Origin of the sequence: Streptomyces coeruleorubidus, assembly GCF_008705135.1 — a bacterium.
Taxonomy (GTDB): domain Bacteria; phylum Actinomycetota; class Actinomycetes; order Streptomycetales; family Streptomycetaceae; genus Streptomyces; species Streptomyces coeruleofuscus.
Genome location: NZ_CP023694.1, coordinates 7,163,322 through 7,175,799 on the forward strand (window position 1 = coordinate 7,163,322; position 12,478 = coordinate 7,175,799).

Consider the following 12,478-nt stretch of genomic DNA (forward strand, 5'->3'; position numbering starts at 1 on the left):
GCCTACGGATCAGCTCGCTTACGGAACAAAGGAGTCTCCGTGCAGAACGCAGGACAGCTCTCCCGGCGTCAGATACTCGCCGCCGCCGGCTTCATCGGCCTCGCCACCCTCACCGGATGCGGCAGCGGAGACGACGGCGGGGACGGCAAGGACCTGTCGAAGAAGCAGAACGGGGCGATGAAGAACTACCGGGCCGGACAGCAGTTCAAGGCGGCCAAGCCGTTGTCCTTCTCGGTGCTGCACAACAACAACCCCGTCTACCCCATGAAGGACGGCTGGCTGTTCTGGAAGGAACTCACCAAGCGCACCGGCGTCACCCTCAAGCCCGTCGACGTTCCCCTGGCCGACTACGAGAAGAAGCGCAGCGTCCTCATCGGCGCGGGCGACGCCCCGTTCCTGATCCCCAAGACGTATCACCCCTCCGAGGTCGCCTTCGTCTCGTCGGGCGCGATCCTCCCGGTCAGCGACTACGTGCACCTGATGCCCAACTTCCGCGACAAGGTGCGCAAGTGGAAGCTGGAGCCCGAGCTCGACTCGATCCGCCAGTCCGACGGCAAGTACTACCTGCTGCCCGGACTGCACGAGAAGGCCAAGGCGGGCTACTCGCTGTCCTTCCGCACGGACGTCCTCGACAAGCACGGCCTGAGCCTGCCCACCACCTGGGACGAGGTCCACGACGTCCTCAAGGCGCTCAGGGAGGAATACCCCCGCACGTACCCCTTCTCCGACCGCTGGAGCACCAACACCCCGTTCCCCTGCGGCGCCCTGTTCGGCTACCTCGGCCAAGCCTTCGGCGTCCGGGCCGGATGGGCGTACGACAACATCAGCTTCGACCACAAGGCGCAGAAGTTCGTCTTCACCGGCGCCCAGGACGCCTACCGCCGGATGGTCGAGTACCTGCGGGGGCTCGTCGCCGAGAAGCTCATGGACCCCGAGAGCTTCAGCCAGACCGACGACCAGGCCGTGCAGAAGCTGCTCGCCGAGAAGTCCTACGCGATCAGCGCCAACCCCCAGGAGCTGGTGCAGAACTACCGCTACAACCTGGAGAAGCAAGTCGACGGAGCCAAGATCGAGATGGTTCCCGTGCCCCTCGGACCGGCCGGCCCGGTCGTCCTCGGCGGCACCCGTCTGGAGAACGGCGTCATGGTGTCCAGCAAGGCCCTCAAGAGCGACAGCTTCGTCGCGATGATGCAGTTCCTCGACTGGCTCTGGTACTCCGACGAGGGCCAGAAGTTCTGCAAGTGGGGCGTCGAGGGCGTCACCTACACCGAGTCCGGCGGCCGTCCGCAGCTGAAGCCCGGCATCTCCCTGATGGGCTCCGACGCGGACGCCCCGAAGGACCTCCAGAAGGACTACGGGTTCTTCAACGGCGTCTTCACCTACGGCGGCAGCTGGGCCCTGGTCTCCTCCTCGTTCAGCCCGGACGAGAAGCGGTTCCAGGACGCCATGTCCCAGCGCGAGCAGCTGCCCATCGACCCGGCTCACCCGCTCCAGTCCTTCGAGCAGGAACAGTCCACCCTCTGGGACACCCCGCTCAAGGACCACGTCATCCAGAACACCCTCCAGTTCGTCCTCGGCAAGCGGCCCCTGTCCGAATGGAACGCCTACCTCGCCGAACTGAAGTCGAAGAACATGCAGCAGCTCGTCGACCTGCACAACAAGGCGTACGAGCGGTTCAAGAAGGAGAACGGGTGATCCGCGTCCCCGACGCGCCGACCGGCCGGCTGCCCGGCGCCCGGCGACACCGCGCCGGCAGCGGCCGCCACGACCTCGCCCTGCACCGCGACGTCCCGGACTCCGCCGAGCCTGCGTCTGCCTGTCGGCGGTCGGCCGCTGACGTCGGCCGTGTCGGTGTGGGCTTGTGTCGCGAGGTCCAGGGCACTGCTGAGCCCGCGTGCACCTATCGGCGGCCGACCGCTGACGCCGGCCGCGTCGGTCTGGCCCTGCGCCGCGACGGCCAGGGCTCCGCCGAGCCCCCGCGCACCCACCGGCGACTGTCCGCCCACGCCGGCCGCGTCTATCTGTCCCTGCCCCTGCCCCTGGGCCGCCACGAGGTCACCCTCGTCGGGCTCACCCCGGTCGCCGACGAGACCCCGCCCTGGTGGGACGGATGGCGCCTGCCCGCCCGGGAGGGGGCGTGAGCACCGCACGCGCCTCCGACTTCGGCACCGGTGCCCTCTCCCGCGCCTCCGCCCTGATCCACACCGTCCTCACCGTCGAGGCACTGCTGCTCCTCGCCGCATCGCCGGGCCTGGCCGGACTGCTCCTGCTCGGCCCCGACCCCGCCAACCTGCCCCTCGCGGCCCTGTGCCTGCTGCCCCTCGGACCGGCCCTGTCCGCCGCCCTCTACGCCCTCCACCACCGCAGCCGCGACCTCACCGAACTGCACCCGGCCCGCGCCTACCTGCGCGGCTGGCGGCTCAACGCCGTACCGGCGCTCAAGCTGTGGACACCCCTGCTGGCCTGGCTGACGGTCATCGCCTTCACCCTCACCCACTTCTCCGCGACCGGCCTGCCCGCCTGGTGGGCGCTGCTGCTCGCGGCGATCGGCGCCGGCTCCCTCCTCTGGGGCGCGCACGCCCTCGTCCTCACCTCGCTGTTCGCCTTCCGTGCCCGGGACACCGCCCGCCTCGCCGGGTACTTCCTGTTCCGGCACGGCCGCGCCACCCTCGCCGCCGCCTCCCTGCTCGTCCTGACGGCAGCGATGACGGCCCTGCTGACCGAGGCCCTGCCGGCCCTGCTGGCCGCTCCGCTGCTGCTGTCCCAGCTGCACGGCAGCCGCACGGTGATCACCGAGACCCAGGAGGACTTCACGGCATGACCGCGCCCCGCACGCCGAAGATCCCGTACGGCGGTGACTACAACCCCGAGCAGTGGCCCGAGACCGTCTGGGACGACGACCACCGCCTGTTCACCCGGGCCGGCATCGACACCCTCACCGTCGGCGTGTTCACCTGGTCCCTCACCCAACCGGACCCGGGGACCTACGACTTCACGGTCCTGGACCACATCCTCGACCGGGCCGCCGCCGAGGGACGCCAGGTCTGCCTGGCCACCGGCACCGCCGCCCTCCCGCCCTGGCTGGCCAAGCGGCACCCGGAGGTCAACCGCACCGACTTCGAGGGCCGCCGCCACCGCTACGGCCAGCGCCACAACTTCTGCCCCAGCTCACCGGCGTACCGCGAACACGCCACCGCGCTGGCCTCCCGCCTCGCCGAACGGTACGCCGACCACCCCGCCCTGCTCGCCTGGCACATCAACAACGAGTACGGCGGCGCCTGCTACTGCGAGCTGTGCGCCGAGGCGTTCCGCGAGTGGCTCCGTGACCGGCACGGCACCCTCGACGCCCTGAACGACGCCTGGTGGACGACCTTCTGGTCGCACCGCTACACCGACTGGGACCAGATCGAGCCGCCCAACGCCCTCACCGAACACTGGCGCGGCCCCGACCACACCGCCTTCCAGGGCATCACCCTCGATTACTTCCGCTTCTCGACCGACGCCCTCCTCGGCTGCTTCCTGGCCGAGAAGGAGGTGATCCGCGCCCACGACCAGGACACGCCCGTCACCACCAATTTCATGGGCACCTTTCGCCCCCTCGACTACCACCGCTGGGCGCCCCACCTCGACTTCGCCTCCTGGGACAACTACCCGCCCCTCGACGCCCCGCCGACCCGGCCCGCCCTCGCCCACGACCTGATGCGCGGCCTGAAGGACGGCGCACCCTTCTGGCTGATGGAGCAGACCCCGTCCACGACGGCCTGCCGTGACGTCAACCCGTTGCGCCGTCCCGGCGAGCTCCGCCTCGCCACCTTCCAGGCCATCGCCCACGGCGCGGACGCGGCCCTCTACTTCCAGATGCGCGCCTCACGGGGCGCCTGCGAGAAGTACCACGGGGCGGTCATCGGCCACGCGGGCCGCGACGACACCCGTGTCTTCCGCGAAGTGGCCGAACTGGGACGGGAGTTGGAGTCCCTGGGCGACCGGACACTCGGCGCCCGCACCCCGGCCCGCACCGCCCTCCTCTTCGACTGGGACAGCTGGTGGGCCCTGGAGATCTCCGACGGCCCGTCCCGGCTGGTCAAGTACCCGGACGTGGTCCACGCCCACTACCGGGCCGCCCGCGAGGCCGGTGCCGACGTGGACGTGATCCCGCAGACCGCCGACCTCACGCCCTACGACGTGGTGCTCGCCCCCGCCCTCCACATGGTCAAGGGCGACCTCGCCACCCGCCTCGAAGAAGTCGCCGCACGCGGCGGCACGGTCCTGGCCACCTTCCTCTCCGGCCGTGTAGACGAGCACGACCGCGCCTTCCTCGCCGATGTCCCCGGCCCGCTCGCCCCGCTGATGGGCATCCGCGTGGACGAATGGGACGCCCGCCCACCGGAGTTCACCCAGCCCGTCCCCGAACTGCCGGCCGAGGCGCGGCTCGTCTTCGAGCTCGTGCTGCCGCGCGGCGCCGAACCGGTCGCCACCTATGGCACCGACTTCTACGCCGGCACCCCCGCCGTCACCCGCAACCGCTTCGGCGACGGCGAGGGCTGGTACGTCGCCACCGCCCTCGACCAGCCGGGTGTCGACCAGGTCGTCCGCCGGATCCTGGCCCGCCACGACCTGCTCGGCCCCTACGCCGGCCACCCCGCGGTGGAGACCGCCACCCGTGTCACCCCCGACGGCACCCCCCTCTTCTTCCTCCTCAACCACGCCCCCGAACCGGCCCGTCTGACGGCCCACACCACGGCCACCGACCTGCTCACCGGCAAACGGGTGGAGCAGGGCGAACCCCTGGTCCTCGACCCCCTGGGCGTCGCGATCCTCCAGTAGAGTCGCGATCTCTCAGTGGATCCGGCGCCCCCGCTCGTCCGGCATCCCCGACTTGCGGAAGAAGTAGCTGTTGATCTGGTCGCGCCACTCGCGGGCGCTGCGGAGCTGCTCCTCGTACCGCTCCGCCACCCGCGCGTGGCGTGCCGGGTCCACCAGCCCGGCCAGCGAAGCCCACACCTCCCGGGCCTCCTCGACTTCCTGCACGCCCTCGAAGTGCGTGTCGTAGATGTGCTGGATCACGGTCTTCCCGCTCTTCAGCGGATGGCCGTAGGGCACGTGGTGGAAGAAGAGCAGCAGCTCGTCGGGGCAGGTGTCCGGCGACTCGTACAGCTCGGCCCACGGCATGGCGTACTGCCCGGCGTACCCGGTCCCGCTCGCCACGCTGCGGTCGACGCCGACGCCGTCCCGGTCGGCGAAGTGGTAGGTGCCCCACGGGCTGTACTCGTACCCGTCGACGCTCGGCCCGTAGTGGTGGCCCGGCTGCACCATCCAGCCCACGCCGAGGGGAGCGGTGTACTTCTCGTACGTCCGCCAGGAGCCGTCGAGGACCGCGTGCAGCCCGTCCGGCAGACGCTCCGAGGCCTCCGGGAAGGTCAGCCCGATCCACTCGTCGAGCACCTCACGCGGCTCGGCGTCCGGCCGCCACGCCAGCCGTCCGAAGGTGTACAGGTTGGCCTGGGCGAGGGGGTGCCCGGTCCAGAACGGGTCGTCGCCGGCGTTGGACACCGCGACCAGCCCGCCCCGCGCCCGTTCCCCCACGGACGACTCCGGTTCGTGCCGGAAGCGCAGCACCTCGCTCCACATCGGCCCCAGCCAGCAGACGTGCCGCTGCTGTCCGGTGTACTCCTGGGTGACCTGCAACTCCACCGCCAGCCGGGTGCGCGGCATCGCGCCGATCAGCGGTGAGACCGGCTCGCGCACCTGGAAGTCCATCGGCCCGTGCTTCACCTGGAGCACGGCGTTCGGCGCGAACTCGCCGTCCAGTGGCACGAAGTGGTCGTAGGCGGCCCGGGCCCGGTCCGTCGTGCGGTCCCGCCAGTCCTGGCGGTGGTCGTAGACGAACGCCCGCCAGTGGACGGTGCCGCCGTACGGTTCGAGCACGGCGGCCAGCGTGTTCGCTCCGTCCGCGTGCGTGCGGCCGTACGCGAACGGGCCCGGCTGACCCTCCGAGTCGGCCTTCACCACGTACCCGCCGAAGTCGGGGATCGCCTCGTACACCCGTCGTGTCGCCGTGGCCCACCAGCCCCGCACCGCCTCGTCCAGCGGATCGGCCGTGGGGAGTCCGCCGAGCACCACCGGCGCGGCGAAGGACACGGACAGGTGGGTGCGGACCCCGTAGGGCCGCAACGCGTCGGCGATCGCGGCGACTTCGCCGATCCGGTCGGTCAGCAGGTGCGCCTCGGTCTCGTGCACGTTGACGTTGTTGACGGCGACCGCGTTGACCCCGCATGCCGCGAGCAGCCTGCCGTACGCCCGCACCCGCTCCAGGTCGCCGCGCGCCCGCCCGTCCTCCCAGAACAGCGAGCCGCCCGCGTAACCGCGCTCCACCTGGCCCATGACCGGGTGCACGGCGACGTTGTCCCAGTGGTCGAGCATGCGCAGGGCGTGGGCGGGGCGATGCGTCTGACGCGCCCACACGCCGGTGAACGCCGCCTCGCCCAGGCGCACGACGTGGAACAGGCCGTACAGCAGCCCCCGCCCGCCGGAGGCGGTGACGGCCGTCGTGCCGCCCTCACGCGCGCAGGTGAAGCCCTCTTCACCGAGGCCCTCTTCACCGAGGCCCTCGTCGCCGAGGTCGAGGACCAGGTCGTAGGTGCCGTCCGCTACGGCACCCCGCACGACCCGGCCCCCGAACCGCCGGCAGGCCTCCGCCACCTCCCCGTGCACCGTCTCCGCCAGCGGCCCCGAGCCACGGATCAGCGTCCGCCGGCCGCCGACCGCACGGAAGGCGGCGGGCGGCAGCCAGGCCGGGTCGACACCCTCGGGCGGGACGGGCACGGGAAGCGGCATGGGACCCCCAACTCGGCTGCTCAGGCGAGCAGTTCGACCTCCGCCAGCGTGCCCTCGCCGTCGAGGACCAGGCGGTACTTCTCGTACGTACCCGGCGACCTCACGCTGAACGCGCGTGTCTGTCTGTCCCAGACGAAGGACTCTCCGGAGCGCCGGTCCAGCGTCCGCCAGGTGGTGCCGTCGGAGGAGCCCTGGAGCGTCCAGCCGCTCGGCGCCTTCGCACGGTCCGCCGACGACGTCAGCGTGTACTGGACCGCCCTGGCGCGCTCGGATACGGGCAGGTCCACGGACGTCACCGCCGCGTCCGTCGCCGACGTGTCGTCGAACAGGGCGCCCTCACCGTCGAGCACGTCCGCCCGGGGCGTCGGCACCTCGTCGTCCTGGGTGATCGACACCGGCGCCGCGTGCCCGCCCGTGCCCCAGGACGACGGCCGCGGACCCATGTCGAACTCCAGGACACCGCCCTTGGCGACCAGCGAGTGGGGCAGCGAGGTCTTCGTCCACGTCCGGCCGTTGACCTTCAGCCCCTGCACGTACACGTTCCGCGCGCTGTTCTCCGGCGCCTTCACCACCAGCTCGCGTCCGTTCTCCAGATGGACGGTCGCCTTCCTGAACAGCGGGGAGCCGATCGCGTACTCGCCGCTGCCCATCACCAGCGGGTAGAAGCCGAGCGCGGAGAACAGGTACCAGGCCGACTGCTCGCCGTTGTCCTCGTCGCCGTGGTACCCCTGCCCGATCTCGCTGCCGGTGTAGAGCCGGGACAGCACCTCGCGGACCTTCTCCTGCGCCTTCCAGGGCTGCCCGGCCGCGTCGTACATGTAGATCGCGTGGTGGGCGACCTGGTTGGAGTGCCCGTACATGCCCATCCGCACGTCCCGCGCCTCGGTCATCTCGTGGATGACACCGCCGTAGGAGCCGACGAACTCGGGGGAGGCGGTCTCCGGCGTGGAGAAGTACGCGTCGAGCTTGTCGGCGAGACCCTTCCGGCCGCCGTACAGATTGGCCAGGCCTCGGCTGTCCTGCGGGGCGGTGAACGCGTACCCCCAGCCATTGGTCTCGGTGTAGTCGTGACCCCACACCCGCGGGTCGTACTTCGAGGACTCGACCCGCCAGTCGCCCTTGGCGTCGCGGCCCTGGAAGAAACCGGCCTTCGGGTCGAAGAGGTTCACGTAGTCGCGGGCGCGGTCCAGGAAGTACTCCGACTCGTCCTTGTAGCGCCGCTCGCCGGTCTCCTCGTAGAGCTTCCGTCCCATGCGGGAGATGCCGTAGTCGTTGAGGTAGCCCTCCAGCGCCCAGGACAGGCCCTCGTGGGTCTCGGTGCTCGTGTAGCCGAGGAAGGGGGAGGTGGCCATGCCCTTGCGGCCGACGCCCGAGTTCGGGGGTACGACCGTGGCGTTCTTCACGGCCGCGTCGTACGCCGCCTTCGCGTCGAAGTCGACGCCCTTGACGTACGCGTCCGCGAACGCCACGTCCGAGGAGGTGCCGGTCATGAGGTCCGCGTAGCCGGGGGAGGACCAGCGCGAGGTCCAGCCGCCGTCCTTGTACTGCTGCACGAACCCGTCGACCAGCTCGCCCGCCCTGCCGGGCGTGAGGAACGAGTACGCCGGCCAGGTCGTCCGGTAGGTGTCCCAGAAGCCGTTGTTGACGTACACCTTGCCGTCGACGATCTTCGCGCCGGTGTGCGTCGGGGTGTCCGGGTTCGGCATGGGGGAGAAGGGCGAGGCGTACTTGTACGTCCCGCCGACCTTCTCGAAACCGGAGTTCGGGTACAGGTACAGCCGGTACAGGCTGGAGTACAGCGTCGTCATCTGGTCGGGGGTGGCGCCCTCGACCTCCACCTTGCCGAGCAGCCGGTCCCACTGCCGCTGGGCGCTCCGCTTCACCGCCTCGAAGGAGGTGCCGTCGGGGATCTCCTGGCGGAGGTTGTCCCTGGCCTGGTCGACGCTGATGAGCGAGGTCGCCAGGCGCAGGGTGACGGTCCGGTCGTCGGCCTTGAAGCGGAGGTGGCCCTTGACGCCGGACGACGAGCCCTCGGTCACCGGCTTGTCGAACTCGCCGTAGACGAACAGCCGGGTCGCGCCCGTCGACAGGCCGGACTTCACGTCCGAGTAGCCGGTGACGATCCCGTTGTCCTTGTCGAGCGTGAGCCCCGCCTGATCCGTCACGTTGTCGAAGAGGACACTCGCGTCGTCACCCGGGTAGGTGAAGCGCAGGGCCGCCGCGTGGTCGGTCGGCGCCATCTCGGCCTTCAGCCCGTTCTCGAACCGCACCCCGTAGTAGTACGGCCGCGCGGTCTCGTTCTCGTGCCGGAAGGCCAGCTCACGGGCCTCCCGGCCGGTGTCCGGGGTGCCGGAGGCGGCCGACGGCATCACCTGGAACGTCTGGCGGTCGCCCATCCAGGGGCTCGGCTCGTGGCTCGCGCTGAACGCCTGGATCGTCGGCAGGTTGTCCGCGTTGTTCGCACGTGCGTAGTCGTACAGCCAGCTCAGCGAGCCCGCGTTGGTCACCGGCGTCCAGAAGTTGAAGCCGTGCGGCACCGCCGTCGCCGGGAAGTTGTTGCCCCGAGAGAAGCCGCCGCTGGAGTTGGTGCCGCGCGTCGTGACCGCGTAGTCGGACAGATGCGCCTTCGGCCGCTCGGGGGCGACGGACTCGATGGTCACGTCGTCCAGCCAGCCCCGGAACTTCGCCGGGCCCTTGGGGGAGTCGTACGCCACCAGGATCCGGTCCACGGTCTTCCCGGCCGCCACCGACCCGATCCGCGCGACCACGTTGTTCCACTGGTTGACGTAGAGGACCTTCGCCGCGCCCTGCCCCCGCGGGGTCAGCGGGAAGCCGTGCTGGTCCGTCGCCCTCAGGTCGCTCAGGTGGGTGCCGTCGGTGAAGGCGAGGTCGACGGAGACGTTCGTCGCGTCGTAGTCGAGGTCGCCGTCCGCCATCGACGGGAAGACGCGATAGGCCAGCCGCGTGTCCCGGCCCACGGCCACGTTCACGTCGAAGACCTTGTTGTACGAGTACGCCCGTCCGTCGGCGGTGTGCCGGCCGGCGTAACGCAGGGCGCGCTTTCCGGTGAATCCTGCGCCCGCCTTGGCGGTGGGGGATCCGGTCGGGCCCCGGTCGACGAGGGAGAGCATGTCCTGCGGGACGGGTCCGTCGCTTCCGCCCGTGGAGAACTGGACGTCGGCGAGCTGGAGGATGTCGCCGCCGTTGTTGCCCGTGACGTCGAGCCGGAAGTGCCGGTACTCGGCCGGTTCCGCCAGGTCGTACGTCTTCGTCTGGAACCGTTCGGAGAAGGACTCCCCGGAGCGGGTGTCGAGCGTCTTCCACTCCTTGCCGTCGGAGGAGCCCTTCAGGGTCCAGTCCTTCGGGTCGCGCTCGTCGTGGTCGTTGGCCGATATCAGTGCGTATCGCACTAGTTTGACCGGCTTGTCCAGGTCGAACTCCACCCAGCCGGTGGGTTCGAAGGTGAGCCACTTGGAGCTCGGCTCGCCGTCGACGAGGTTCTCCTTCACCTCGCCCCCGCCCGTGTTCTCGCCACTGGCCCGCACGTCGGTGACCTGGTCGGTCACATTGCCCGGTATGCCGCTGCTGTAGCCGCCGTCGACGCCCGAGGCGCGTTTGCCGCCGTCGGGGCCCGTGTCGACGGTGTTCGACCAGTCCGGAACCGGGTCGTCCGACTCGAACGAGGAAGCGAACCTCCGGTCGGTCTTCTCGGGGGCTTCGGGCAGTGCGACCGCAACGCCCTGGGATCCCAGGGCCAAAGCGAAGGCGGTCGCCGACACGACCGCCGAACCCCATCTGTGCCGAGCTTTCCGCTGCATCTACGGGTACCCTCCCTGCGCAGTGGACAACGTTGTCAACTTCGACGCGCAAGGACCAGTAGTTGCCCAAGTGCCCGGAGGTGTCAAGGGTGTTGCTTGTGGCGTTCGGGGGTGGTGACCGGGATATTTCCGCCGAGAAACAGACGGAGCGCCTGACTTTCCGCCAGGTCTCAACTCGGATAAGACCCATGGCCAACCCTGTGTTCGATCTTGATCCGCTGACGGGAAGTGGACTATACCTGTCGCACGCTTCACACGATCCGCACGTCACCACCCGCACTTCCCTGCACGACCCAGCTTGACCCGATCGCGGTGCCGGAAGGATCCGGTTCACCGCCTGAGTCCTGGAGAAGGCGAGGACTTGAGCATGGGATCCACTTCCGCCGAGAACCGCGGCACCGAGGGTGTCGGCCGCCGTGATCTGATCAAAAGGTCCGCCGCGCTCGGGCTGATCTCCGTTCCCACGATGAGCTTCCTGTCCGCCTGCGCCAGCAGCGGCGGCGATGACAGCGGGGACAAGGCCAAAGCCGGCAAGAAGACCGCGAAGAACCCGCTCGGCGTCAACGACACCGCGGGCATGGAATTCGTCCTGTTCGACGGCGGTTTCGGCAAGGAGTACGCCGAGGACGCCGTGAAGATCTACGAGAAGAACTTCCCCCAGGCGAAGGTGAAGTTCTCCGCCACCCAGAAGATCCAGTCCACCCTCCAGCCCCGCTTCAATCAGGGCACCCCGCCGGACCTCATCGACAACTCCGGCGCCGAGCAGATGGACATGGGCGTCCTGGCCGGCAAGAACCAGCTCACCGACCTCACCCCGCTGCTGGACGCGCCCTCCTACGACGACCCGGCCAAGAAGGTCCGCGACACGCTGCGCCCCGGCATCGTCGAGATGGGCCAGCTCGACGGCGAGAAGGTCTGGATCCTCTACTACGCCTACACGGTCTACGGCGTCTGGTACTCGCAGAAGGCCCTGGACTCGCTCGACGAGCAGTACCCGGAGACCTGGGACCAGATGCTCGCCGTCTGCGAGAAGGCCAAGAAGAAGGGCATGGCGGGCTGGACATACGCGGGCAAATACCCGTATTACCTCCCCTTCTCGCTCTACCCGATGATCGGCAAGGTCGGCGGCCGCGAGGTCCTCGACGCCATCGACAACCTGGAGCCGAACGCCTGGAAGCACCCGGCCGTCAAGGCCTGCTTCGACGCGTACTACGAGCTCTACAAGAAGGGCTACGTCCTCAAGGGCACCCCGGGCCTGGACCACATCCAGTCGCAGACCGCGTGGGCCCAGGGCAAGGCGCTGTTCATCCCGAACGGCTCCTGGGTGGAGAACGAGTCGGCCAACGTCATCCCGAAGGACTTCGATCTGGCCGTCTCCGCGCCCACCGGCATCGACTCCTCCGACAAGCTGCCCTTCGGCACCATCTGGGCCTCCGGCGGCGAGCCCTTCATCGTCCCGTCCAAGGCGAAGAACGCCGAGGGCGGCATGGAGCAACTGCGCATCATGCTCAGTGAGGCGTCCTCGAAGAACTTCACCGGCAAGGTGAAGTCGCTGACCGCGTACAACGGCGGCACGGACGGCATCGCCCTCACCCCCGGTCTGAAATCGGGTGTCGCGGCACTGGACAAGGCGGGCGAGAACGTGGTGAATCCCCGCCTCCAGGACTGGTACGTCCAGTTGCAGAAGGAAAAGATCGGCGTCTCCGGCCTGGGCGAGATGATGGCCGGCCGCCTCACCCCGGCCGAGGCCGTCAAGAAGATCCAGGCCTACGCCGACGAGGTCGCCAAGGACGACTCGATCAAGCACTACAAGCACCAGTAACGGC

At 69.6% G+C, this 12,478-nt stretch carries 7 protein-coding genes; 5 read left to right on the forward strand and 2 right to left on the reverse strand.

What is annotated here, in order from left to right; genetic code table 11:
- Positions 1–39: 39 nt before the first annotated feature.
- Genes CP976_RS33110 through CP976_RS33125 form a run of 4 tightly spaced genes read left to right on the forward strand, consistent with a single transcriptional unit; the run spans position 40 to position 4,824 of the window.
- Entirely contained in the window at positions 40–1,695 is a 1,656-nt protein-coding gene (locus CP976_RS33110) for an ABC transporter substrate-binding protein (RefSeq protein ID WP_150483598.1), read from the forward strand.
- Positions 1,692–2,141, forward strand: coding sequence for a hypothetical protein (locus CP976_RS33115; RefSeq protein ID WP_150483599.1), 450 nt, complete (start codon positions 1,692–1,694; stop codon positions 2,139–2,141). The genes CP976_RS33110 and CP976_RS33115 overlap by 4 nt, the downstream gene beginning before the upstream one ends.
- The gene (locus CP976_RS33120) at positions 2,111–2,821 is read left to right on the forward strand and encodes a hypothetical protein (RefSeq protein WP_150483600.1); all 711 of its coding nucleotides are present in this window, start codon (positions 2,111–2,113) and stop codon (positions 2,819–2,821) included. The genes CP976_RS33115 and CP976_RS33120 overlap by 31 nt, the downstream gene beginning before the upstream one ends.
- The gene (locus CP976_RS33125) at positions 2,818–4,824 is read left to right on the forward strand and encodes a beta-galactosidase (RefSeq protein WP_150483601.1); all 2,007 of its coding nucleotides are present in this window, start codon (positions 2,818–2,820) and stop codon (positions 4,822–4,824) included. The genes CP976_RS33120 and CP976_RS33125 overlap by 4 nt, the downstream gene beginning before the upstream one ends.
- Positions 4,825–4,836: 12 nt before the next feature.
- Here CP976_RS33125 and CP976_RS33130 read toward each other — a convergent pair whose 3' ends face one another.
- Entirely contained in the window at positions 4,837–6,834 is a 1,998-nt protein-coding gene (locus CP976_RS33130; protein ID WP_150483602.1) for an alpha-glucuronidase, read from the reverse strand.
- A 20-nt stretch (positions 6,835–6,854) separates the two neighbouring features.
- Complete coding sequence (locus CP976_RS33135; protein ID WP_190146833.1) at positions 6,855–10,652, reverse strand: GH92 family glycosyl hydrolase; 3,798 nt, start codon at positions 10,650–10,652, stop codon at positions 6,855–6,857.
- Between the two features lie 367 nt (positions 10,653–11,019).
- Between CP976_RS33135 and ngcE the strand changes: the two genes are divergently transcribed.
- On the forward strand, positions 11,020–12,474 hold the full coding sequence (gene ngcE, locus CP976_RS33140; RefSeq protein WP_150483603.1) for an N-acetylglucosamine/diacetylchitobiose ABC transporter substrate-binding protein: 1,455 nt from the start codon (positions 11,020–11,022) through the stop codon (positions 12,472–12,474).
- Positions 12,475–12,478: the final 4 nt, after the last annotated feature.